We start from the raw sequence: 25,069 nt of genomic DNA on the forward strand, positions 1-25,069 counted from the left end.
AAATCGATTGGCGATACTCACGACTTTCGCCTGTGCTAGACTACTTTTATAGATTAACACATTATTTATTACAATACAAGACTAAGAGAAAATAAAAAGTCGTCCTAAAAGGACGAGGCTTGTATCCCTAGTTCTCGGTCAAACATCAACCCAATGCGGGACTTATTAAGTAGTCGGACATCAATAAACGGCACTGTATCAAAATACAAAAAAATGCTTTTAACCTTTGCCCCAAGGGGATTTAAGCGATATTTACAAAACTTTGCACAGCGCCCAAAACTTTTGTCCGACTACTTACCTCGCCCAAATTCTGATTACAAGCCAAAGTTGCTCGGCAGTTGCTCAGCCGGACCTTCTGTTGAACCAGAAATTGCTTTCCAAGCCGTTAATCCACCTTTGAGGACAGATACAGATACAAAACCTGCTTCCCGCAGTTTTGCGGCTGCTTGATTGCTTTGTTGATCATTGTCACCGTAGACGTAGATCTCACGTTGCGGTTCGAGACTGGCTATGGCACGATCAGTTAATTCGTCCATCGGCATCGGAACCGCACCCCTGATCCGAGCTTGGTTAAAGGCAGCGCGATCGCGAACATCCAAAATTGTCAAAGCAGGTTCACCCCATTGTAGGCGGGATTTGAGTGCTTGAGCACTAGACTCTGGCATCTGCTGGGGTGATGCTGGGGTAGGAATTGCCTCAGCCACCTTTTCTTTTGCCTGGGAGATGGGATTCGTTGTTTGTGGGTCTGACATAATAGTTGTGTGGTGATAAATCTTAATCACTTCACCATAATCAGATTTGCCTCCTGTAAACCTCTTTCTTTAGACGTAAGGTTTCAAAATCAGTGCGACCTAATGAGTAAAAATGCTTAACAGTTTTCGCTCCAGTTCCCTATCCGTCTTTAGGGTAGGGATGGATAGCGAGTCAAAGTAGAGGCATCGGCGGGTGAAACGGGAAATCCCTAAGACGAATAAAACCGTCCTTGTTTGCTAGTTGGAAGCCCCAACTCCAGCGAAGCAAGTTGGGGTACTTCACGCTTCCTTGAGCAAATAGCTTGCGGCTAACTCATTTGGACTTATATTTTCATAAGGTTCAAAGGGTTGATGAATCCAGGGATTGGCGGATAAATAGTCTACATAATAATCAGGAGTGATCAGGGAGTGAGCTTTGTACCACAGAACCGCCGTGCGAATCTCTAATTCATTCCCATACCGTTCCTCTAGCCAATGCATGGATTCCCGCAGGCTAACGCCAGAATCCACTAAATCATCCACAAGTAGCACACGATTCCCTAATGTTTCCGTTATCATCGTCAGATGGTGGGAAAAGGTGATTTCACCTCGGACACGGTTTTGGGAACCCCCATAAGACGATGCTGAAAGAATCGCTAAGGGTTTGTTGTAAATTCGGCAGAGGATATCCCCAACCCGCAGTCCTCCTTTAGCAATGCAGACAATTTGGTTAAACTCCCAGTTGGCTTGATAAATCTTGACGGCTAGGAGTTCAATTTTTTTATGGTATTCTGACCAAGAGACATAAAGGTCTGACATAAGCAGCATCCAGTAAAGGGTCAATCGGGATAGAATGGTTCCCTTAAATCCCAAATCAAAATAATTTTAGCGACATAAATTATAAATGTGAAGTAAAAAAATACCAAGTCCATCCTTTTGTCCCCTTTCCCTCTTGATGGCTACCTAGTTGTTTCGGTTAAAAGTGTAATATAAGTTACAGTACAACTAGATTTTGGGAGACATTTAAAAATGACCTACCGAATTTTAAGCTTAGATGGTGGTGGCATTCGCGGCATTATCTCAGCCGTCATCTTAGCAGAAGTTGAACGAGTTCTCAACCAACCTTTAAACCAATATTTCGATTTGATTGCCGGAACATCTACTGGTTCAATCCTCGCCTCAGCTATCGCCATTGGACGCAAAAGCGAGGAGATTATTAGGCTATATCGAGAGAAGGGGGCAAGAATTTTTCCCTATCAAGGTCGCTTTTCCCCCCAGCGGTTGGGATTAGTGTTTCAATACGGTCTTTCAGCACCGCTCTACTCAGACGACGGCTTAATTAAAGTGTTGCAAGAAGAGTTTGGATCAACAAAACTATCGGATATTGAGAACCCCCTCCAACTGATGATTATTGCCTACGATACAATCGGGCGAAAACCCATTGTGTTTAAAAGTTGGCGTGAAGACCAAGATTTTTTTAATATTCCTTTATGGGAAGCCTGCGTCTGTTCCTCATCTGCACCAACCTATTTTCCGGCTCACCTTTTACAAACATCGAGTCGAGAATATTCTGTAATCGATGGTGGCGTTGGCGCCAACAATCCGGCGGCGGCAGCTCTGGCAGAAGCGCTACGATTAAATTATTCAATTCAAGATATTTCTGTACTCTCAATTGGCACTGGCAATTCTGACCGTCCATTTCCCTGGAAGGAGACACGCGGCTGGGGATTGGCACAATGGGGATGGCAAGGACGCCTAATTGACGTATTATTTGATGCGTCTTCTGATATTCACGATTATATTACCCGGCAGATCATGACTTCTCAGGACTCAGGTAATCCAGACGTTCAGCGCTACCTGCGCCTACAACCCGATATTATGAGTTTTGAAATCGACAACGCCAGTCCGGGAAATATTGCCAATCTTACCATGTTTTCCCGAGATTACATCGCGGAAAACCAACAGGTGCTGAAGAATTTTTTAACAAGTAATAAGTAGAGACATGCCATGGCACGTCTGTCATCAGCAGGCTCTCTTTAGTCACTGTAGGGGCGGGTTTAGGGACTCATACCAAGTTACATTCAAAGATATAACTTTCTCTCCCCCTGCTTCCCCTGCTTCCAGACGTAGCATGCTACGTCTCTACATTGCCTCCCCTGCTTTTCCTATCTACTATGTTTGAGCGCAACTCGGTATCAATTTAGCTTGTTACCAACAACTGAGCAACTTGCACCCGCCCTAGCTTATCTTAAAATATAAAATAATTGAGTAATGAAACCCAAAGCCCGTAAACAATTCGCGCAACATTGGCTGCGTAGTGAAAAAGCCCTAAATCAAATCATTACAGCAGCAGACTTGCAGCCACGCGATCGCCTGCTGGAGATTGGTCCGGGGACGGGTGTGCTGACACGGCGAATCCTGGCGGAGGTGGAGTCATTGGTGGCTGTTGAGATTGACCGGGATTTGTGCCAACTTTTGGCAAAAAAGTTAGGTCAAAAGGAAAATTTCTTACTCTTACAAGGGGATATTCTCTCCCTTAACTTAGCCGAACATCTCGCCGCCTTTCCTCATTTCCATTATCCGAATAAAGTCGTTGCCAATATTCCCTACAACATCACAGGACCGATTTTGCAAACCCTCTTGGGAACCATCGCCAAACCCGTTGCTCCCGCCTTTGAGTTAATTGTACTATTGGTGCAAAAAGAAGTGGCGCAACGATTATGTGCTAAACCAGGTGGCAAGGAATTTGGCGCGTTATCGGTGCGGGTGCAATATCTGGCAGAGTGTGAATGGATCTGTGATGTCCCAGCCAAAGCCTTTTCCCCACCGCCCAAAGTTGACTCAGCCGTAGTCCGCTTGCATCCCCGAATTGTAGCACCCTCAGCCGATAATCCCCAAAACCTAGAAACCTTAGTCAAGCTGGGTTTTGCCAGTAAACGGAAAATGTTGCGAAATAACCTCAAATCTGTATGCGATCGCGATAAAATTAACCAATTACTGGAACAATTAGATAGTCATCCCCAAGCGCGTGCTGAAGACTTGAGCGTTACTCAATGGGTTACTCTTGCCAATCGCTTAAACGTGACAGTAGGGGAAGTCGGGGAAGTCGGGGGATAAGGGTTGTCGGGGCGGGTTTTCGCGATCGCGTTCTGTCGATGTCCGATAACGAGACTAAACCCGCCCTGCACGAGTGACTCATTTAATGTAATTTATAATGCATAATTCATAACTCATAATTCCCCCATGCGTTCCTATTCTCTAATCGCCCCTGCCAAAATTAATCTGTATCTGGAAATACTAGGCGATCGCGCCGATGGGTATCATGAACTGGCGATGATCCTGCAAAGCATTGAACTCGCTGATCAAGTTAACATCCGCGCTATTGGTACGCAAACCATTCAAGTTCACTGCGATCACCCGCAAGTTCCCCTGGATAAAACCAATCTGGCTTATCGAGCGGTGGAATTGATGAGTCAAGAGTTTCCCGATTGCTGGGCGCAGTTTGGCGGTGTGGAAATCTCCATCCAAAAGAATATTCCCGTCGCGGCTGGATTAGCAGGAGGGTCTACGAATGCCGCCGCCGTTTTGGTAGGATTGGATATGCTCTGGCAACTTGGACTTACGCAGCCAGAATTACAAGAGTTAGCCGCGAAACTGGGTTCAGACGTGCCATTTTGTCTAGCTGGGGGAACCGCGATCGCAACGGGGCGAGGCGAAGAACTTGATCCCTTACCCAGTCTGGATTCTTTCTATGTGGTGTTAGCCAAGCATCAGAACTTAGCTGTTTCCACAGCTTGGGCTTATCAAACCTATCGGTCTCAGTTTGGCAACTCTTATGGGCGTTCTGATCGAGCATCCAAATCAATAGCAACTGAACCTTTAAATACCCCGACTCGCGTACATTCAGGTTCTATGGTTCAAGGTATTATAAATAAAAATGGATCAAGAATTGGTCAACTGCTATACAATGATTTAGAAAAAGTTGTGCTACCTAACTATCCTCAAGTCTTGCAACTGCGGCAAGCCTTTGAAAATAGCGGTGCATTAGGCACAATGATGTCCGGTTCAGGACCTACGGTATTTGCCCTTTGTCAGTCCCAGGAACAAGCCCAAGAAATTTTACAACAAGTTCAGTCAGCGATTCGGTGTCCAGATTTAGGGTTTTGGGTGAGTAAGTTTGCCCGTCATGGGATTCAGATTATCTCCCCCCAGAAATCCTTATTTATCGGAAATAGAGAATAGGAAAGTAGAGACGTAAGGCGTGGAACATCTGGGAATAGGGGAAGAGCCAAATTAAAATTGTTTAAATTTGTCATTTATGATCACATCACCACAACTTCCCCCTTTTGGGGGACGATCTGGAGGCGGAAATCTTGATACCAAAGACAATAGGCTCGGATGCTTTTGTCGGATCAGACGCAAGAGCTGATCTGAACAAGGGAAAAACTCCGACAATGCAGTGTAAAGAATTTGGAGAATAGAATTATGAATACCCAAAACGAAGCCCGGAAACTTGCTACTCAAGAGCGTCTCGCCGACGAGCAATTGAAACAAAACATGCTCAACCGTGCAGAAGAAGAGGTTGAAGCTCCCTCTGCTGATAGCCCGACTCAACAGCAAACGCGGGAATCAGCAACCCAGCAGCGCGAGAAAGATGAACACTTGCAACAGACAATGCACAGCCGCGCTCAAGAAAATACACCATCGGGTTCGTAGTCAGGGCTTTAGCCCTAGATTTTGTTGGGTTTCCACATCATCACCATTTTAGGTGTGCCATGCCAGTAGGCTAAGCCTTCTTGCACTAAGATAAGTGTTGACCCAGTTCCTGTCGCAGGCGATAGAGAATCATATCCGGTTCAACTTGATTGAGAATATCTTGAATTACACGACTCGCACCCAAAGGTCCCCAAGTGCAGCCTTGTTCCAAATAGACTTGCGCCGCATGACCAACCGTGTATGCCCCATACCCGGCAATCCCAGCTTGAGTAACAGCAACTCCAGCATAAGCCGTGATTCCGCCAATACTATCTACTGTACTGACAACAGCCGAGGCACTTTTGCCCATTCCCAACAGCGCACTACTTCCCAGTTCACCCAAAAGTAAGCCCCCGGAACTGATTAATATTTTGCGCCATAGTTTTCCTGCTTCATAACTCGTCATCGGTAAACCGTAGAGTCGGGATAAGGAACGAATCAGCGCCAAGTCCGCTACAGTTCCACCTAAAATATCCAAGACACCAATCGGATTGAGCGCCACTGCCAGGGCTTTATACTTAGCAAAACGCCAGATTAAATCTTCGGCTTCCGTTTTACGTTGTGCAACAGTTTTCTGGGCAATGTTAACTTGAGCAGTTCGGGCTTGAAACAGGGCATTGAGTGCCAACAGCGATCGCCCTTCGCGATTGAGTATCTTTAAAATAGCTTGCTTCAACTCATCCACCTGGGGCGGTAGGGTTTCCCATTCATAACTGACGTTTCCATCCGGCAATTCTACCCGCACTTGTATGGGAGACGGTTCTGCGGCTACCCTGACGATCTCCTCGGGTGATAACATCTTTTGTAAGCGGCGATCGCGGGGATTGCCTGTACCTAGTTCTTGCAGTTGCTGGTAAATCGCGTCTGTATCTTGTTCTGGATACAAATCAATTTTGTTAAATACGAGAATCAGAGGCTTTTGGGCTTGACGCAGTTCAGACAATGCCTGATACTCCGTGCGGGTAATATCCCCAGCCACCACAAATAAAATTAAATCCGCCTGGGAAACCACCTGTCGCGCCATCTGCGCCCGTGCTTCTCCCTGAACCTCATCCAATCCCGGCGTATCAATTAACTCTACCTGCACTTTCCCCTCACCACCGGGCGTCCAATGTACCGACTTGGGCCACTGCGTTACCCCATGCAAGGGACCCGTTTGTAAGATTTTTTGACCCAGCAAAGCATTGACGACAGCGGATTTACCGCGACTGACTAAACCAAAGGTGGCAATGCGAATCACACTTTGGTCAAGTTTGTCCAAGCTAAACTGCAACACCTCCAGTTCATTTTGTAATGCTGCTTGCAGTTCCACATCCGGATGTGGGCGGCGGTGATGCAGGTTGTTGTACCAGGACAAGGTGTGCCGCAAACTCGCACGAGCGCGGTGAATATAGTAGTCCTGGTGGTTTCGGCTGGGTTTAGGGGCAGAGGATGGTGATTGACTCAAGGTTAAATGGGAAAGGATGGGCTACAGTTCTATTTTCCTATAATCAGCCCTAGATGTTTCGGCTTATCTGCTCCACTTAAATCCCTTGCTCAACCATTAAGCCACCATTCAAGAAAACTTTCCCTAAGTCCAGAATGCTCATTATTTTTTCAGCATAGACCGCTTCTCCTTGCAAATATTCATGATTTATGCTAGTTGTATCAGGTGTCACGGCGATGATCTGGAGCGGATTCAGCAGGAACATCGATTCACGCACATCTTCCACAATCACACCCGCCAAAATCTCCTCAACCTCCACAATCAGCGCTTTAGAACTTGGAGTTATCGCCGCTAAGGGCAAATTCAACACCGGGCGAATATCCACCAAGGTGACGATTTCCCCGCGCAGATTCATGTTTCCCACAATATGAGGGGGACAACAAGGAATGGGAGTCACTTGTTGGATATCGGTAAACTCCCGCACGAATCCTAAATCAATCCCGAATAACTGATGATTTAAGACAATAATCGTTAACGATTTTACAAGGGTTAAATCTTGGCTCTCGAATGGAAGCTTTAGATTATCGGCTCGTTCTCGGAAAATTTCTCGTTCTTCTGGCGTCGCATTCGGGGCAAATACGGCTGGTTTGGCGAGGATTTCTTCACTCAATTGACTCGATGGAGTTTCTTGGGTGAGATAGTTCTCGACTAGGTTAAATGTGTGGCTGTCTATCGAGCTTAACCAATTTTCAGGATCACTTAAAATAAGGATATCACCAGCGTAGCGTGTGAGTCCACCAATAACGCCGTTTTCCGTAATAGCTTGATTCGGAGCAAGTTCAGTTGTAATTTCATCTTGGGCTATCGTCAGGACTTCACAAACCTGATTGACAATAATTCCAATTTTGTTTTTTTCTCGTCTTAGAACGATAACACTGTCAGTTAAACGGTAGTCCGATGATTGTAAGCCTAAACTATGATTAAAATCGGTAACGGGTATCATTTCTCCACGCAAATTAACCACGCCAATCATTTTACGCGGAGCTTCTGGAATGGATACAAACTCTGGGAGCGGAAAGACTTCTTCTACGTAAGCTGTGCTGATCCCATACAGCCGATTATTTAAACCAAAGATAAAATAGGAATTGTCTTTCATAGAGAATCTTGTTCAATAATATTTAATGATGATTCGACTTGTTCAATCAGTTCAGATGCCGTTAAATTACCCTGTTTTTGCAAGTGAGTATCTGGCGGTAACTGCTTGAGCAGATTCAATGCCACATGCTGCATTTTAATCGTATTTTTTTTTAGATCATCTTCAAGTGTTTCCGGATGAAAGGCTAAGGTATAATCGTCTTCTGTATCCCAAGTGAGTGGGCTAGGGACATCACCCACAGGCGTATAAACTAAACTCTCAGTCTGACGTTGATAAACCAGGGATTCGGGAAAAACGTTGGTTTGAAACTGCTTTAAAACTTGACCATACAGTTCAGAATGACCAGTAATCAGATATCCTAAGGGTTGGAGCGCATGGTAAAACTTATCCAAAACTTGGGCAATGGCGGAAGATTCAAAGTAAATAAAGACATTTCGACAAATAATTAAGTCAAAATCGTGTAAATCTAAGTGAGGTTGCGGCAGAGGATCTTTAACTAAATTGATCTGTTGCCATTTGACTAAGGGTTTAATTTTGGGTTCAACTTGGTAGTGATTGTCAATAAACTTAAAATAATTCTGTTTTATCTGCGGCTCAATACTTCGCAATGACCAAGATCTGTAAATTCCTTGTTTTGCTTTTTCTAAGGCATTTTGATTAATGTCTATACCAAAAATTCTTAAATTCCAGGTTTTGATATCAGGAATTAATTCATTCAGCAGAATCGCCAGGGAATAGGGTTCTTCTCCCGTTGAACATCCCGCACTACAAATACGTAAGGTTTTATCTCCCTGATGACGCTGGATCAGTTCAGGCAAAATTTTAGTTCTGAGCAAATTACACTGTTCTTTATCTCGAAAAAAGTAACTTTCGAGATTAGTCAGCAAAATAACCAATTTTTTCCACTCTTGCTCAGCTTCCCAAGTTGGACAATTTAGCAACAGGTAATAATCTTCAGGAAATGTTAGTTTAATGTCCTTCATTCTAGAAAATATTTTCTCTTGTAAGGCGGCTTGATCTCGCTCTCTAATAACTAAACCAGTATGGTGAGCAATTAAGCGAATAAAGGCTTGTTTGATTTTAGGACTTAACTCATTTGGTGTTGACACATTCATGACCTAATCGGTTTACTGTACAATCGACTGTTTTTGTAAAAGTTCCAGCAACATCGGCGCGATCGCGCCCAAGGGTAAGACTTCCCTAGCCGCCCCTAAATCAATGGCTTCTTTCGGCATCCCGAAGATGATTGACGTGGCTTCATCTTGAGCAATGGTTAACCCACCAGCTTGGGCAATTGCTAACATTCCTTTTGCTCCATCTCTACCCATTCCTGTTAATAATATTGCTGTACTTTTCTTGCCGTATACTTTGGCGACAGACTCAAATGTTACCGTTACTGATGGACGATGCCCGTCTAAAGCAGGTTTATCTGAACAAACAAAATCACCCTGATTGTTTAACTCTAAATGATGTTGCTCTGGAGGAAAATAAATGATTCCTGGTTGAGGTTTATATCCAGATTTAGCAATTTTGATCGGTAACTTGCAAGTAGCAGATAACCAATCGATTAACCCCTGTAAAAAACCTTGACAAATGTGCTGAACACAAATTATGGGAACGGAAAAATTAGCTGGAAGTTGAGAAAGGATTTCCTGCAACGCCGGAGGTCCACCCGTTGATGTGCCAATGGCAATTATTTTAGGTTTCGGATAGGATGTTGCTGGAGCAAACGTCAGATCTTGCAGATTTATCGGCTTAGGTTTAACTAAAGGCTTGGGTTTTTTCTTGAATACTCTAACGCCAGACAGGACAATAATTTTATTAATTAATTCTCGATTAAATGCCTGATTACCCATGGTTAATCCAGCAATCGGTTTGGGACAAATATCGACAGCCCCTGCTTCGAGAACATCAAAGATATGATGGGTATCTTCATGCTGTACTGAAACACTTAAGACTAGAATCGGTTTAGGATAGTGACTCATCACTTCAGTGGTGAATTCCAACCCATCCATCTGAGGCATGTGCAGATCCGTACAAATCACATCGGGTTGAACTTTAGGAATTAGCCTCAACGCTTCTAACCCATTTGGCGCTTCTCCGACTACCTCCATTTGGGGGAATTCATTCAGAATTCGTCTGAGAATCACTAAAGATATTTTGGAGTCTTCAACTAATAAAACTTTAATCGTCATTGTTCATTTTTTATTCGTTTATATCCTAGATTTTTGTAGTAATCGCTTTAGGGATTATGGCACTAAAGTGCCAACTACGTACAAACCTAACTCAATTAAACCAGTCGGCTTAAGGTTTCTAAAAGAAATGCTTGATTAAACTTACCTTTAATAATGTAAGCATCCGCTCCTGCTTGGGCACCCCGTTGTTGATCTGCTTCTGAATCCAAAGTGGTTACCAAAATAATCGGTAAGTCTTGATAGTTTGGATGCTGGCGAATTTTTGCCGTTAGCGATAACCCATCTAAATGGGGCATTTCTACATCAGAAACCACCGCATCAAAATCACGGCTTCTGAGTTTTGTATAACCTTCTAATCCATCGACAGCAATCACTACTTCATATCCCGCTCGTTCTAAAAGTCGTTTTTCTTGAGTACGAACCGCGAGGGAATCTTCGACTAAAAGAATCGTGGGTTTAGCTTGCAGAACCGTCTTGGCTTGAACAGAAACCGTTGAGAGACTTTGTTTTTGCAGCGATTTAATTAAATCAGCAGGATTGAGAATCATACAAACATCCCCCGTGGGGAGAATAGTTGCACCCAAAACATTTCGCACCCGCTTTAATAACAAACTTTGAGGTTTGAGGGGGATTTCTTGGGTATCCAAAAGGCGATCCACTAAAAACCCAGAGAGTTCCTCTCCAACCTTGAGCAGAATACACGATCGCAACTCAGAAATCGGCGCTTCTTTTTTGGCGGTAAGGGCGTAGCTTGGTGAGTTTGACAGTTCCAATACATCAGCGAGATTGGCGACAGGAACCGTTTGATCCATCCACTTTAAACTCTCGCGCCCATCAATGGTTTCTATTTCATCAGGAGAAAGGAGTAAACTGGTTTGGACAAATTCAATGGGGAGAGCTTGGGTAATTCCCTGAACCTCAACAAATAACGCATTAACCGTTGCCAAAGTTGTGCGAAGCTGGATACGGAACCTACTTCCTTGATTTGGAGTCGATTCGATCGCGATCGCGCCTTTGAGTCGTTCAATATTTGTTCGTACCACATCCAAGCCAATCCCCCTACCAGAAATTTCGGTAATAAAGGTTCGCGTGGAGAATCCTGGGGCAAAAATGAGTTCATAAATTTGGCTGGAATTCATCCGTTCCAGCTCATCGGGTTGGTAAAGTTTGCGTTTAATCGCCGTCTGCTTAATTTGTTCTAAGTCAAGTCCGCGCCCATCATCGGCGACTTCGATGACAATCATATTACCAATTAAATTACCCCGGAGCCAAATTTTTGCCACTGGAGGTTTACCCACTTTCTCGCGTTCCTCAGGTGTTTCCACCCCATGATCAATCGCGTTGCGAATCAGATGGGTTAAAGAATCTTTAATATCTTCCAGAATATTTTTATCCGCCATCGTGTCTCCCCCTTCAATCACTAACTCTACCTGTTTAGCCTGTTTCCGGGCTAAATCCCGCACCATACGCGGAAACAACTGGAAAATGGTAGACAGAGGTAATCGTCGTAGGGTTTGAATTCTCTCCCGTAAATCCTCAGCAATTAAATCCAGGTTGGTGGTATTATCCTGGGTAGCGGTTCGCAAGGCGTTAATCTTTTGGTCTAAGCGTTCTTGGAATGGGTTAATTTCATTGGGTATCGCCTCACCGAATCGGGCTTGACGAGAAAAGGCTTTCCATTCTTGCCAAAGTGTCACCAGTTCCTCAACTTTTGATGCTGTGTATGCAATGCGAAGTTTAGTTACATTCAGTTCCTCAGCTTGCGCCATTAAAGTATCCAACTCACGAGTGGGAACGCGAATTGTATCGATACGGTAGGCGTCACTGATTCCTGGGGTTTTGGATATCGAGGGTTGAGGGGGAAGGGGTTCAATAGGAATCGGTACAGCATCAGGTAAGCTAGGGGGAGAAACCGCTAGTAACTGATTGAGAACCTCCACAGTATTTACACCCGTTGGTTGACCCGTCACCGCTTCCTGTACCAGTTTACCCATTGCATCCAATCCTTGATACAAGCGATCGCTAATATCTGGGGTTAAAATTGTTGGCTTGAGTTTAATCCCCCCTAAAATCTCTTCAACGTGGTGAATTAAGGCTTCAACGGGTTCAACGCCTGCGCTTCTGGAGTCTCCTTTTAAACTATGGGCTTCTCGCAGTAATTCGTCTAAAATGGTTTGATTATCAGGATACTTTTCTAATTGCAGTAATCCCGTTTCTAGTTTCTGTAAACGTTCAAAGCTGGCGAGTTTATAAACGTCCCGCAGTTCCTCATCTTCAATCAACGTAGCGCTGAGGGGGCGCTCCGATGGGGAGGATTGGACATCAGGTAAACCCACAATCTTCAGGGAAGCCGGGGGAGAAATGGGCGGAGTCGCTGATTTGGAGACAGTTACCACAGGGGGTAATTGTGCTGACGCTTCAGTTGCGACGATTAATTGGTTCAGCACTTGCGCCGTATCGACTCCCTGGAGTTTACCCGTTACCGCTTCATCAACTAAGCGACTGATTGCCTCTAATGCATCATAGAGGCTTTCACTGACTTTGACAGTAAAACCAAGCTGTTTAGATTTGATCCGATCAAAAATTTCTTCGATATGATGGGTTAGGGTTTCTACCGATTCGACGCCAACGCTACGAGAATCCCCTTTGAGACTATGGGCTTCCCGCAATAATTGATCTAAGGTAGCTTCATCATCAGGATCTTTTTCTAAATACAGTAACCCAGCTTCCAAAATCTGCAACCGTTCGGTACTAGAGAGTTGATACACCTCTCGTAGTTCTTGATCTTCGATAAAGCTAGGGGCGAGTTGAGGGGTAGGAGAGGGTTGAGGTGGGGTGGGTTGAGTGAAGTGAACGTTATTAATAAAACCCGCCTCGACAAACCCTGCTTCCTCTTGAACCGGAGAAGCCACAGCCGATTGTTGGCAATGTTCGAGTACAATAATTAATTGTTCCAACACCTGAGTCGTATCCACCACACTCGGTTGACCCGTTACCGCTTCTTGAACTAACTTGCTAATAGCATCTAATCCTTGATGTAAGGTTTGGCTGACGTGTTGGGTAAAAGCCGTGGGTTGGGATTTGAGGCTCTCGATAATTTCTTCCAGGGGATGAGCCAAAATTTCCACGGTTTCCACACCAACGCTACGAGAATCGCCTTTGAGACTATGAACTTCTCGCCGCAATTTTTCCCAGATGGCTTCGTCTTCTGGAGTTTGTGCTAAATCACGTAACCCAGTTTCTAGGCTTTGCAATCGTTCACCACTAGCGAGTTGATACACCTGTCGTAATTCATCATCGTCGATATAGCTTTCTGCTATTTCTGCTAATTCAGAGGATAGACATTCTTCTCTAGGAGTATCCTCCTGAACCGCAGAAGCCACAGCCGATTGTTGGCAATTTTCCAGCACCAGCATAAATTGTTCCAGCACCTGAGTGGTATCCACTAGACTGGGTTGACCGGTTACGGCTTCTTGGACTAATTTGCCAATCGCATTTAATCCTTGATGTAAGGTTTGGCTAACTTGGGGGGTAAACGCGGTGGGTTGAGATTTGAGGCTCTCGATAATTTCTTCTAGGGGATGAGCCAGAATTTCCACGGTTTCCACGCCAACACTACGAGAATCACCCTTAATAGTATGGGCTTCCCGGCGCAATTGTTCCCAGATAGCTTCATCTTCTGGATGTTGTGTCAAATGATGTAATCCAGCCTCTAGGCTTTGTAACCGTTCACCACTAGCAAGTTGATACACTTGTCGTAATTCATCATCATCGATATAGCTTTCGGCTAATTCAAATGATAGAGGTTCCACCGGAATGTCTCTACCTGCGCTCATTTCCTCTCCCTCTAGACGTTCCACCTTCACGTCTCTACCTACGGCTTTCTCTGCTGGCTCAACAGCCATTTGTTGAAATTGATCCAGTATTTCAGCTAAATTGACGCCACTGGGTTTACCGGTGACAGCTTCGGCGACGAAAAGACGAATTGCATCTAATCCGTGATCAAGAACTTGACTCACCAACGGCGAAAAAACCAGCTTTTGGCGTTTAATTCGTCCCAGAGTCCATTCCATGCGATCGGCAAGGGTTTCTACAGCCTCAACGCCTAAACTTTTGGAGTCTCCTTTTAGGCTGTGAACGTCTCGCAGCAACTGTTCTAAAGTTGTCTCATTTTCTTGGTTTTTTTGTAGATGTTGTAAACCGACAGCGAGTTTCTCTAGACGTTCTTTGCCCGCCGTTTTATACAAATTTCGCAGTTCTTCATCGTCTATCATTGTCGTCTATCATTGTCATTTGTCATTTGTCCTTAGTTAGGAAACAGAGATCGGGTTTGTCGGGGCGGGTTTTACTATTATCCTTTCTTACCCTCACATGTAACTAAACCCGCCCTGACTGAATGTTTCAGACGTAGCATGGTACGTCTGAAACATCCCCGCACATTTAAACCATCTGTTGCAATTCCAGAGAGGTTTCGTTCAGTTGCTGAGTACCTATCTTGGTTTGATTAATACCCGTGGCGGTTTCTTTGGCTCCCTTATTAATGGTTTCCATTGCTTCAACGACTTGTTGAATCGCATCGACTTGCTGTTTCAAGTTCAGGGATATTTGTTGATTGTTTAACACCACTTTGTCAACCGCATCGGCTACACCAGTAAAGGCGTCATTGGTTTTTTGGGCAATTTGTACACCGGATGCGACGGTTTTTGTGCCTTCATCAGTCACCATTACGGTTGAGTTTATCGCACTTTGAATTTCTGAAACCAGAAGACTAATTTTATCTGCAGATTGTTGACTTTGATCGGCTAATTTGCGAATTTCATTAGCAACCACAGAGAAGCCTTTACCATGTTCTCCCGCACGCACGGCTTCTACTGAAGAATTGAGCGCTAACATATTAGTTTTGTTAGCTAATTCAGACACCAACTGAGAAATACTACCAATTTGATTCGCCTGTTCAGAAAGACGAACAATCTGTTGTGCGATCGCGCCGACTTTATTTTCCAGAATGTACATCCCTTCTAGGGTTTCACCTACCGCTTGTGTTCCTCCCTGAGTCAGTTCCAGGGCTTTCTGAGCGGCGGCTACAGCAGCCTTGGCTTGCTCGGCGGATTGTCGGGAGGAGGCTTCTAGCTCATCCATGGTGGTGGTGGTTTCATTCACCGAAGCCGCTTGCTGACTCGCTACCCTTTCTTGTTCTTCTAAAGTGGAAAAGATTTCTTGGCTAGCGGTGGAGATCCGAGTCACAATGTGTTTGATTAAATCCGCCAGTTGGCGTGTCCGGAAAACACCTACAGGTAACACGGCGGCGAGGGAGATTAAAATGATCAGTGTCGCCACCAGTTTAAAGGCATTTACAGACGCAAAAATCGTGCTTTTAGGAACGGTACGGATAGCCACTAAAAAGCCAGGTTGATTCGGCGCTGGATCAACGGTGGCGTAGCTGATGAGTTCATTGCTCCCTGCACCGATTAATCCCTGGTTTCCTTGGAGAACTTGCTCCACAATTTGGTCAGAATAATCCTTCGCCAAGGTTTCATCTGTACCTATATCAAATCCCCATTCTTTCTCATCATCGGGATGGGAGAGATAGTAGCCATCTGAATTAACTAATAAGGCGGTTTCTCCCTTACTTAATTTAGCCTCTTCGATATATTGCAGGAACTTTGTGGCAAAAACATTGGCAATCACGATCCCCTGTTTATTCCCGGCTGCATCAGCTACGGGTGTGGCGTAGCGAATTACTGGTTTAAACGGGGTTTCAATTTTTCCTTGTTCTTGATTTAAGTTAACCGGGGAGACATAAACCTCACCTGGAGCGAGTTTTATCGCTTCCGTAAAATAGTCGCGATCGCCTTTATTTTGCAACTCAGATTTCGGGATAACTGTCGTTGTTGTTCCATCGGAATCAACCCTGACCACTTCCTGACCATTTTCATCAATAAACCGAAGCTGCATATATTCAGCTTTCGCCTGCATTAAACTGGTAAAAATGGTTTCAGCTTGCTCTGTCCAAGCCTCAGAGGATTGGTTACTTTCTGTATCCGTTCCACCATCTGCTGTCGCTTGAATCAGCCCTTTAATTTCGGGAATTTTACTCAAAAATAAAACATCCTCATTAATCCCATCTAAGACAGCACCAATATTTTCGGCATCGTCAGCAACTCGGTCCTCAAGTTTAGTTTCCGAGACTTCGGATAAGGCAGTCGAGGACGAAAATATCCCATAAAGTCCGACGATTGAGACGGGAATAAGACTGCTTAAAAACAGCAGCAATAAGATTTGATTCTGAAGTTTTTTCTGGTTGGATAAATTTTTGAGAAAAGTCCTCAACATGGCTGGTTACCTACCACTCTAGATTCCGTTGAACAAATCCATCTCCCTTCCGGAGACGGGAGGCGAAAAAATACAGTCCATTCATTTCCTTGGAGCTCCCCTAGTCTTCTGTTTTGCCAGATTAGGGGGGATGGGTTTTTACCCGAATACTCTTAGCACAGGGATGAAATTGGTTACATCTTTACCGATAAATTCACTCAGGGCATTTTTCCTAAAGGATAAGCCAAACGTATGCTGCAAAATCGTAAGTCTGTCAAGGTGTAGGTCATCGCAGGATACTTGCTGTTTAGTTCAGTTGAATTTAAGTTTGCTCATAATCATAGATAACCCTGGTTTAGCCAATCTGTAGGACGAGAGCCTATCATCGTTTTTGGCTGAATTTAGAATGGAAAATCAGCCTGTTCACAAATGCTGGGTTTGAGCAAGATTGAAGCCAAATAACCTGACGAGGTATTGGCTTTGATTGATATACATTCTATAGGAGCGTTTAACCCAGACCACTAGAGACACCCAGCTTTTTTATCCTATCAGACTGTTTTCGACATCATTCCTATGCTATTGCACTGGATGTATTTTCGGCAACAAATTTATCAATTGTTTATAATTTATGGGCAATAAATAAAAAACAGTATTCAAGTTAATTAATTTTCTATTTGCAGAATTAAAATTTTATCTTTAAGCCAACCAAGCTCTATATGAAACCCTGACTTATTCAGTGACAATTCAGCAAATTGTCATACAAAAATGACATACACTTGTCATACATTTATGGATAATGTATTACGAGAAATAGTATCAGGATGACGTCTATGTTCGTAGTAGGGGATGCGAGCCCCTGATTTTATAGGTTTTCCGGGCGTGGGGTTAATTCATCTTGCTTAGGTGTGCCACGTCACTACACCCCACTTACACCTCAAGCCACGCCAGTAGCCAGTAGGTTGGGTTGACGCTTGTTACCCAACAGGCTAACCCCTGTGCAGCGCAGCGGAAATTACCCGCCCGTTAACAAGGGACAATCAGATACCCCCAACCTGAGTGCCTTCTGATACTGAAGTTAGGTTGAATGGCACTGACTGGTATGTTGGTGGGCAATGCCCACCCTACGCTATATCAAGAGTTTCGGCGAGCCAAAAATGCAAATTTTCAGTACCATTAAAGTTAGGTTACTCTACCCTTCAAGTTCTCCTAGGCGAGTACGAGAAGTCTCAGCCTACTTACCTCAACCCAACCGACAAAAGTATTCTTGCCTAAAATAGTAAAAATAAGTTTCCTGTAGGAATAGCATCATGGTGGAACCGGGGACAGCTTTGAGTAGTGTCGGCGCTTTAATCGTTAAAAACTTAGAACTCAAGCAGATTTGGCTGAAATTACAGCAGGAAAAGCTGGAAGAATACGTTAACGATTTTTTCAAAGACTGCCTCAGCAAGGGGGTACTATTAGCCTCACCGGATGTCCTCAAGAAATCCTTACTGGAAGCCTTAGCGCAATTCTTGAAACTCATCGAAGACGAACTATTATTTGAATGTGAGTTAACCGGAGCAGAAATCCGCGACACCTATCAAGTAGCAATTGAGGGATTTCTCCGAGATAACGACGTGAAACCCCTATTGGGAAAAGCCTTTGAAAAAAATTGTCGCATCATAGACGCTAATCAATTAAGGATAATCTGGGTACAGCGCTATTCTCCCGATATGCCGACTGGGTTTAACTGGGATGGGGTTGCCAAGCAATATGTTAACGAAGTGAAACGCCTTGTCCGAACTTCGCCAGAGTTAAGGGAACAGTTAAAATTAGAGAGTTTGGAATCCCTTGAACAACAGGGGCGAGAAATTGCCGGAATTCCTCCCGATTTTAATTTAACCAAATATCAAAAAGGATTACGCGATCGCTACAGTCATTTAAACCTATCCAGTTTAGATACAACAGGCTGCGCCTATAACGAACTGAAACTCTGGCAAATCTTCATTCCGCAAAATGTGCGACAAGTTCATCAGGTATTACCCCAAGTCTATGAACTGCCCAAAGAACATCAACGGCGACTGCGAGAGAGTAATCAACTCGACACAGATATATCCATCGAAGAGTTAACCGAATATAAACAGGTTTATGCTCAACAGCCAATTCGCCCCATCAATGAAATTATTAACGATAAAGATAACTATCGCTATCTAGTAATTCTCGGTGATCCGGGTTCCGGTAAATCTACCTTATTACAATATTTGGCATTAGATTGGGCAAATTCTACACCTAATGACGCCAGTTTACAGCCGATTCCCCTGCTGATTGAATTACGCACCTATATGCGGAATCGCGATGTGGGACAATGTAAGAATTTCCTGGAATTCTTCCATGATAGCAGTGGGATTGTCTGTCATCTGAATCAGCATCAACTGGTAAAACAGTTAAAAGCCGGAAATGCTTTAGTCATGTTTGATGGCTTGGATGAGGTATTTGATCCGGGCAAACGGGAGGATGTGATTACTGATATTCATCGCTTCACTAATGATTATCCTGATGTGCGAGTAATTGTCACCTCTCGCGTGATTGGCTATAAACCACAGCGCTTAAGAGATGCTCAGTTTTATCATTTTATGTTACAAGATTTGGAGGCAGATCAGATTCAAGATTTTATTACCCGTTGGCATGATTTAACCTTTACGGATCAAGTAGATAAACAGAGAAAGCGAGAACGGCTGCAACGGGCAATTGATACCTCAAAAGCGATTCGCGAACTCGCTGGGAATCCCTTATTGCTAACCATGATGGCAATTTTAAATCGCAATCGAGAATTACCCAGAGATAGACCCGAATTATATAACCAAGCCTCGCAGGTATTGCTGTATCAATGGGATGTAGAACGGGCGTTAGTCGAACATCAACAGTTAGAGATTCAAACGATTGATTATAAAGATAAGCAGGCGATGTTGCGTCGGGTGGCTTATCAGATGCAAGCAGCAGAGAAAGGGTTGGCGGGTAATCTGATTGCGGCGGATGAGTTAGAAGGAATTTTGACGGATTATCTGAAAACCCTCGATATCAATAATTCCAGGGCGGTGGCTAGGGTGATTATTAAGCAACTGCGGGAACGGAATTTTATCTTATGTTTCATGGGGGCGGATTATTATGCCTTTGTGCATCGGACGTTTTTGGAATATTTCTGCGCCTGGGAATATGTTTGGCGGTTTGAGAAAGAACGAACAATTTCTCTGGAGGAGTTGAAAACCGAGGTTTTTGGCAAGCATTGGCAGGATGAGTCTTGGCATGAAGTGTTACGGTTGATTGTGGGGATGATTGAACCCAGGTTAGCTGGGGAGATTATAGATTATTTGATGAATCAGGGGGGAGCAAAGCAAAACTTTATTAATCTATTTCTAGCGGCGGATTGCCTTTCTGAGGTGAGGAATCGTTCGATTATTGCATCAACGGCGACTCAATTACTGAACTGGATTGAAGAGTTAATCGACTACGACTTCCCGGGTGAGTACGGTTATGATTACCAATTATATGAGATTGCTCATGAAATTCATACCCAAGCAGTTGTTTCAATTGCAACAACCTGGCATGATTCTCCAGACACTTTACCTTGGCTGAAACAAACAGCCCAATCTGATGACGATTGGATTGTGCGACAAGCAGCGGTGGAAGAAATAGCCAAAGGCTGGAAAGATGACTCAGACACCTTGCCTTGGCTGAAACAAACAGCCCAATTTGATGACGAAGGGGATGTGCGACTTACAGCGGTACAAGAAATAGCCAAAGGCTGGAAAGATGACCCAGACACCTTGCCTTGGCTGAAACAAAAAGCTGAATATGATGACTATTTATTTGTGCGATATGCAGCGGTGCAAGAAATAGCAAAAGGTTGGAAATATAACCCAGATACCTTGTCTTGGCTGAAACAAAAAGCTCAATCATATAACGATTCGGCTGTGCGACGTGCAGCGGTGGAAGAAATCGCCAAAGGTTGGAAAGATGACCCAGACACCTTGCTTATTCTCAAACAAAAAGCTCAATCGGATAACGATTCGGCTGTGCGATGTGCAGCGGTACAAGAATTAGCTAAAGGCTGGAAGGATGAGCCATTGCTATTTGAATTATTACGCGATCGCGCTCTCAATGATCCCTGTGTGCGAGAGCAAGACTGGCATGATAATCCTCGGCAATTAGCACTTGAAATCATTATCAAACAATATCCTGATAATCCCCAGACTCTACCCTTGCTGCGCGACAGAGCCGAAAATGATCCTGATGAAAAAGTTAGGGGATTTGCTCAGAATAAATTGGCACAATTCGAGAAGCAAAAAAGCGATATATGATATAAGTTTAAACATAAATTTTGTTTGCACAATCCAATCTAAACAACGTTAGTGTTAACTTAAATTGCACTGACTTTAGAGTTTGTAGTCAGCGCTTTAGCGCTTCTGGCACTAAAGTGCCTACTACGAACTTAATTCAGCGACATTCGTGTTAAATGTGTAGGGGCGGGTTTCACAACTATCTTTTTGGTTGCACCCAGATGTGACTAAACCCGCCCCGACTCAGATGTTTATAATTCCCCTGAAAACAAAGGGCGACCCGTTCAAATTGAATAGATACAATTGTCAATTTATGCAAGCGGGTCGCCCCTACAGGATAATCTTATTAGAGAGGCAAATTTTGATACAATTTAATCAATATCCATCAACGACAACACAACAACTTATGACTAAGTAAATTCAACTTAGGCTTTAATACTATGACACTCGCCAAAGAAGAAATCATTTATCCCTCTAGTGATGGTAAACCGATAGCAGACAGCACCCTTCAATATCAATGGATTACCAAAATCCAAGGCGGCTGTGATGCTCTATTTAAAGATGACCCGAATGTATTTGTAGCCGGAGACTTACTTTGGTATCTGTAGGGTAGCGTAACGCACCAGCATGCCAGTCAGTACCATTTATCCTAAGTTATAGCAGTAGACACATCGATTAGGACAAACACACTCTCTGGAGACGTTCCACCGGAACGTCTCTACGAATCCGATGTGTCCTAACTGTCTTGGCGGTTGCTATAAATCCAAAACTGGGCGCACGTCTGTCATTGGTGTCAACTTAAGCTGAAAAGTTTTTCCCTGTCAGAGTTTGAATCTCGTGACCTTAATCTTAACCCCCCTTAATCCCCCCTTGCTAAGGGGGGAAATGTTTCCTCCCCTTGGCAAGGGGAGGGTTAGGGAGGGGTCAGCTCAAGGTATTGCTTTCTTTTTGTAGCTTAAGTTGACACGGATGCACGTCTGTGCGCCCCTACGATAAAATAATGATTCAATTTCGCCGATATAACATCCCCGGTAACTGCGACACTAACCCCTCTAATTCCAACTGCAACAAAACACTAGAAACCTCCGCCACTGTCATCCCTGTTTCCTGGACAATCACATCTAAGGGCGTCGGTTCAATCCCCAAAACCTGAAACACCTTTGCCAACTCTGGCGCTAACTTCGGCGTCATTTTAACAGGTTCTGGCTCAAATAAAGACAACTGTTTCCCGGTATCTAATTCCGGTATCGCCCCCAACATTTCCAACAAATGCCCCTCACTCAAAATCACATTTGCCCCCCGACTCAATAATCCCAAACATCCCACAGCATTAGGATTATCCAACGAACCCGGTAACGTATACACATCGCGACAAAACTCATTCGCTTGATACGCTGTAATCAACGCCCCTGATTTCGTCGGGGCTTCCATCACCAAAACCGCCCGACTCAAGCCGGCGATAATTCGATTGCGTTGGGGAAAATGAGGGCGATTCGGCTTGGTTCCTGCCGGATATTCACTTAATACCAATCCCTGTTCTAAAATAGTCTCGTACAGTAATTTATTCCTAGGCGGATAAATCACATCAATTCCTGTACCAAAAACGGCTACCGTCCTCCCACCAACCTCTAAACATCCCTTGTGGGCTTCGGTATCTATCCCGGCTGCCATTCCAGATACTACAGTAAAGCCCTTTTTTGCCAGGGCTGCACTAATTTTCTTTGTCCAACGCTTGCCATAATCGGTTGGTTCGCGAGTTCCGACGATCGCAACCATCGGCTTCATCCCCTGATTTTCCTGCCGATCAACCTGTCCGTGGTAGTACAATACTGGCGGCGGACTAGGAATCTCTAGCAATAAGCGGGGGTAATCGGGATCAGCGGGTGTCCAGAAACAGGGATTTTTGATACAGTGTTGTTCCAGAAACTCTTGAGGGTTGAGGTGCGATCGCGTCTCCTCTACTGCTTCGATTAACCGCAGCCCAAACCCTTCTACCCTACCCAACTCCCTCGCTGGAGACGCCCAAGCCTCTGCCAAGGTGTCAAAATGCTGCTGTAAGCGTCGCAGTAACACCGGTCCCACACGAGGGACTTGTGACCAAGCTAACCAATAGGCGCGATCGTCTGGCAATGGATTGTCCTCACTATCAATACGTTCAGTCAATCAAATTGGTTCAGGTTGAAACAACAGAGGAACAGCAGAAACGATTAGACATTAATGAATGGGAGCAATAATCATCTCTGAGCGGGATTTTTCGGTATTACTAGCTAGAGCTAACGGTACGTTATAATCTAGAGTCTCTAGTAGATAATTGCTGCATTCTAGTTCCGGTATAGATGAAAACATTTTGATTTGATCACAAATAGTTAACTCAAAGGTTTTCACGACTTTGTCTAGGCTAAAGTCACTGTATGCCATATCATATTAAGGGTTGATTGGGATGAAACAACTAACAGGCAGCCTTTAAATGATATCGCCCGGTCGGTCAAACCCGCCCCAACACATCGGCTGGGAAACACTTCAAAAGCATGTCTATACATGGCTTTCATGCCAATTGCCAGGATAATTACTCCTCAATTAAGAATTACTTGCATTAACAGGTACAATAATCATCTATCCACTCCAGTGCAGCGTGGTCAACCTGAGTGAACCCTTGGCAACTTCGCCAAATCCCAGACGGGCTAGGATATTCATCTCTGGTGGTAACGGATCACCAATAACGGATCGCACTTCACTGGTACTCAACTCAAATCACGGCAAAACTGGTCACTAATGAAAATTACTAGACGTAGTATAATTGGACTCTGCTCTGGACTCGCCCTATTCGTCGTGGCGGGCTGTTCAAGTCCCAACGAACAAGCTAATACTGCAAATACTGATGGTGCGACGGGTAATACAGCCGATGCGGGCGAAATTAACCTCTATTCCGCCCGTCACTATGACACCGATGATGCCCTCTACGACAACTTCACCGAGGAAACGGGGATCAAGGTGAACCTGATTGAAGGGGACGCCGATGAGTTGATTGAACGGATTAAGAGTGAAGGAACAAACAGTCCGGCTGACGTATTAATTACCGTTGACGTGGGACGCCTGTGGCGGGCGCAAGAGGATGGATTGTTGCAACCAGTTTCCTCAGAAACGCTAGAATCAGCAATTCCTGCCAATCTACGTGATTCCCAAGGACAGTGGTTTGGGTTATCCAAACGGGCGCGAATCATCGTCTATAACCAAGAAAATGTTCAGCCAGAGGAACTCTCCACATACAAGGCTTTAGCCGAACCCGAATGGAAAGGACGGGTTTGCATCCGCAGTTCCGAAAATATCTACAACCAATCCTTAGTCGCCTCTAAGATCGAAAGCAAAGGAGAACAAGAGACAGAAAACTGGGTAAAAGGCTTAGTGGCTAACTTTGCCCGTCCCCCCGAAGGGAACGACACCTCCCAAATTCAAGCCGTAGCAGCGGGTCAATGTGATGTAGCAATAGTCAACCATTACTATGTTGCCCGTCTCAAACAGTCTGATGTGGCTGAAGATCAAGAAGTAGCCGAAAAAGTGGGCGTGTTCTTCCCCAATCAAACCGCCGATGGGACTCATATCAACATCAGCGGCGGCGGTGTCGTTATCAATGCGCCGAACAAAGACAATGCGGTTAAGTTTTTAGAGTATCTGGTTACGCCAGAAGCCCAAGAAATCTTTGCCAATCAAGGGAATGAGTATCCTATCGTGACGGAGATGGAAGCCAATTCCGTTGTCTCTAGCTTTGGTGAGTTCAAGGAATCGGAGTTAGATGTCGTCACTTATGGAGAAAAAAACCCAGAAGCCGTTAAATTAATGGATCGAGCTGGTTGGAAGTGATCCTAATCCTTTAATCCCAGTGGGGGAAGGTAGAATCATTTAACTTGTAGGGGCGGGTTTCACTACTAACTTTTCGGTTGCACAAGAGAGGTGACTAAACCCGCCCAGACGCTTCTGGCATCGCGTCTCTACTTAGGTTTCTAGACTTCTGGTGAAAAGTTAGGATATACCGTAGGGTGGGCATTGCCCACCAACCCTAAGGAGGTGACATTCAACCTAGAGGCGTACAACCTCAGGTACGCATAGAGGTAAACTAAATGTTCAATACCAAAACCGAGCGTGTCATCAGTGTGACCAACATCTAACACCCCCACCCCAAT

Annotated in this window: 17 protein-coding genes and 1 pseudogene; 7 read left to right on the top strand and 11 right to left on the bottom strand. The window is 44.5% G+C overall.

What is annotated here, in order from left to right; all coding sequences use genetic code 11:
- Positions 1–314: 314 nt before the first annotated feature.
- Positions 315–752, bottom strand: a complete 438-nt coding sequence (locus tag RID09_RS00440) for a rhodanese-like domain-containing protein (protein ID WP_446333984.1) — start codon at positions 750–752, stop codon at positions 315–317.
- 279 nt (positions 753–1,031) lie between these two features.
- On the bottom strand, positions 1,032–1,550 hold the full coding sequence (locus RID09_RS00445) for a phosphoribosyltransferase (RefSeq protein ID WP_446333985.1): 519 nt from the start codon (positions 1,548–1,550) through the stop codon (positions 1,032–1,034).
- 210 nt (positions 1,551–1,760) lie between these two features.
- Here RID09_RS00445 and RID09_RS00450 point away from each other — a divergent pair, with 210 nt between their 5' ends.
- From RID09_RS00450 to RID09_RS00465, 4 genes are all read left to right on the top strand, one after another.
- Positions 1,761–2,729, top strand: a complete 969-nt coding sequence (locus RID09_RS00450) for a CBASS cGAMP-activated phospholipase (RefSeq protein WP_446333986.1) — start codon at positions 1,761–1,763, stop codon at positions 2,727–2,729.
- A gap of 273 nt (positions 2,730–3,002) precedes the next feature.
- Positions 3,003–3,848 carry a 16S rRNA (adenine(1518)-N(6)/adenine(1519)-N(6))-dimethyltransferase RsmA gene (rsmA, locus tag RID09_RS00455; protein ID WP_446333987.1) on the top strand — a complete coding sequence of 282 codons (846 nt, stop codon included), beginning with the start codon at positions 3,003–3,005 and terminating at the stop codon, positions 3,846–3,848.
- A 126-nt stretch (positions 3,849–3,974) separates the two neighbouring features.
- Complete coding sequence (gene ispE, locus RID09_RS00460) at positions 3,975–4,973, top strand: 4-(cytidine 5'-diphospho)-2-C-methyl-D-erythritol kinase (RefSeq protein WP_446333988.1); 999 nt, start codon at positions 3,975–3,977, stop codon at positions 4,971–4,973.
- Between the two features lie 243 nt (positions 4,974–5,216).
- Positions 5,217–5,447, top strand: coding sequence for a hypothetical protein (locus RID09_RS00465; protein ID WP_446333989.1), 231 nt, complete (start codon positions 5,217–5,219; stop codon positions 5,445–5,447).
- 85 nt (positions 5,448–5,532) lie between these two features.
- On the opposite strand, the gene RID09_RS00470 is transcribed toward RID09_RS00465, so the two are convergent.
- The 6 genes from RID09_RS00470 to RID09_RS00495 form a co-directional block, all read right to left on the bottom strand.
- Positions 5,533–6,933 carry a GTP-binding protein gene (locus tag RID09_RS00470; RefSeq protein ID WP_446333990.1) on the bottom strand — a complete coding sequence of 467 codons (1,401 nt, stop codon included), beginning with the start codon at positions 6,931–6,933 and terminating at the stop codon, positions 5,533–5,535.
- Between the two features lie 76 nt (positions 6,934–7,009).
- Positions 7,010–8,068, bottom strand: a complete 1,059-nt coding sequence (locus RID09_RS00475) for a chemotaxis protein CheW (protein WP_446333991.1) — start codon at positions 8,066–8,068, stop codon at positions 7,010–7,012.
- A complete protein-coding gene (locus tag RID09_RS00480) occupies positions 8,065–9,177 on the bottom strand; it encodes a CheR family methyltransferase (RefSeq protein WP_446333992.1) in 1,113 nt (370 codons plus the stop codon). The genes RID09_RS00475 and RID09_RS00480 overlap by 4 nt, the downstream gene beginning before the upstream one ends.
- Before the next feature lie 18 nt (positions 9,178–9,195).
- A complete protein-coding gene (cheB, locus tag RID09_RS00485; protein WP_446333993.1) occupies positions 9,196–10,263 on the bottom strand; it encodes a chemotaxis-specific protein-glutamate methyltransferase CheB in 1,068 nt (355 codons plus the stop codon).
- A 95-nt stretch (positions 10,264–10,358) separates the two neighbouring features.
- A complete protein-coding gene (locus tag RID09_RS00490; protein WP_446333994.1) occupies positions 10,359–14,537 on the bottom strand; it encodes an Hpt domain-containing protein in 4,179 nt (1,392 codons plus the stop codon).
- A gap of 166 nt (positions 14,538–14,703) precedes the next feature.
- On the bottom strand, positions 14,704–16,596 hold the full coding sequence (locus tag RID09_RS00495; RefSeq protein ID WP_446333995.1) for a methyl-accepting chemotaxis protein: 1,893 nt from the start codon (positions 16,594–16,596) through the stop codon (positions 14,704–14,706).
- 1,286 nt (positions 16,597–17,882) lie between these two features.
- Between RID09_RS00495 and RID09_RS00500 the strand changes: the two genes are divergently transcribed.
- Both RID09_RS00500 and RID09_RS00505 read left to right on the top strand, forming a co-directional pair.
- On the top strand, positions 17,883–20,912 hold the full coding sequence (locus RID09_RS00500) for a HEAT repeat domain-containing protein (RefSeq protein WP_446333996.1): 3,030 nt from the start codon (positions 17,883–17,885) through the stop codon (positions 20,910–20,912).
- 419 nt (positions 20,913–21,331) lie between these two features.
- Positions 21,332–21,493, top strand: a pseudogene (locus tag RID09_RS00505) (Uma2 family endonuclease); the annotation flags it as partial.
- Between the two features lie 403 nt (positions 21,494–21,896).
- Here RID09_RS00505 and dprA read toward each other — a convergent pair.
- The 3 genes from dprA to RID09_RS00520 all read right to left on the bottom strand — a co-directional run bounded on the left by dprA (position 21,897) and on the right by RID09_RS00520 (position 23,636).
- Positions 21,897–23,021: a DNA-processing protein DprA gene (gene dprA, locus RID09_RS00510; protein ID WP_446334005.1), complete on the bottom strand. Its 1,125-nt coding sequence runs from the start codon at positions 23,019–23,021 to the stop codon at positions 21,897–21,899.
- A gap of 84 nt (positions 23,022–23,105) precedes the next feature.
- Positions 23,106–23,309 (bottom strand): hypothetical protein, encoded by a 204-nt coding sequence (locus tag RID09_RS00515; RefSeq protein WP_446333997.1) that lies wholly within the window; start codon positions 23,307–23,309, stop codon positions 23,106–23,108.
- A 195-nt stretch (positions 23,310–23,504) separates the two neighbouring features.
- Positions 23,505–23,636, bottom strand: coding sequence for a hypothetical protein (locus RID09_RS00520; protein ID WP_446333998.1), 132 nt, complete (start codon positions 23,634–23,636; stop codon positions 23,505–23,507).
- 27 nt (positions 23,637–23,663) lie between these two features.
- Here RID09_RS00520 and RID09_RS00525 point away from each other — a divergent pair, with 27 nt between their 5' ends.
- The gene (locus RID09_RS00525) at positions 23,664–24,749 is read left to right on the top strand and encodes a Fe(3+) ABC transporter substrate-binding protein (RefSeq protein WP_446333999.1); all 1,086 of its coding nucleotides are present in this window, start codon (positions 23,664–23,666) and stop codon (positions 24,747–24,749) included.
- The last annotated feature ends 320 nt before the right edge of the window (positions 24,750–25,069 follow it).

Source organism: Coleofasciculus sp. G1-WW12-02 (assembly GCF_040219735.1).
Taxonomy (GTDB): Bacteria; Cyanobacteriota; Cyanobacteriia; order Cyanobacteriales; family Coleofasciculaceae; genus Coleofasciculus.

Bases quoted from the DNA above. Each gene is read 5' to 3' on its own strand.
- RID09_RS00490 (WP_446333994.1), bottom strand. From the start codon at position 14,537: ATGATAGACGATGAAGAACTGCGAAATTTGTATAAAACGGCGGGCAAA.
- RID09_RS00475 (WP_446333991.1), bottom strand. From the start codon at position 8,068: ATGAAAGACAATTCCTATTTTATCTTTGGTTTAAATAATCGGCTGTAT.
- rsmA (WP_446333987.1), top strand. From the start codon at position 3,003: ATGAAACCCAAAGCCCGTAAACAATTCGCGCAACATTGGCTGCGTAGT.
- RID09_RS00525 (WP_446333999.1), top strand. From the start codon at position 23,664: ATGAAAATTACTAGACGTAGTATAATTGGACTCTGCTCTGGACTCGCC.
- RID09_RS00440 (WP_446333984.1), bottom strand. From the start codon at position 752: ATGTCAGACCCACAAACAACGAATCCCATCTCCCAGGCAAAAGAAAAG.
- RID09_RS00500 (WP_446333996.1), top strand. From the start codon at position 17,883: ATGGTGGAACCGGGGACAGCTTTGAGTAGTGTCGGCGCTTTAATCGTT.
- ispE (WP_446333988.1), top strand. From the start codon at position 3,975: ATGCGTTCCTATTCTCTAATCGCCCCTGCCAAAATTAATCTGTATCTG.
- RID09_RS00515 (WP_446333997.1), bottom strand. From the start codon at position 23,309: ATGGCATACAGTGACTTTAGCCTAGACAAAGTCGTGAAAACCTTTGAG.
- RID09_RS00450 (WP_446333986.1), top strand. From the start codon at position 1,761: ATGACCTACCGAATTTTAAGCTTAGATGGTGGTGGCATTCGCGGCATT.
- RID09_RS00465 (WP_446333989.1), top strand. From the start codon at position 5,217: ATGAATACCCAAAACGAAGCCCGGAAACTTGCTACTCAAGAGCGTCTC.
- RID09_RS00445 (WP_446333985.1), bottom strand. From the start codon at position 1,550: ATGTCAGACCTTTATGTCTCTTGGTCAGAATACCATAAAAAAATTGAA.
- RID09_RS00495 (WP_446333995.1), bottom strand. From the start codon at position 16,596: ATGTTGAGGACTTTTCTCAAAAATTTATCCAACCAGAAAAAACTTCAG.
- cheB (WP_446333993.1), bottom strand. From the start codon at position 10,263: ATGACGATTAAAGTTTTATTAGTTGAAGACTCCAAAATATCTTTAGTG.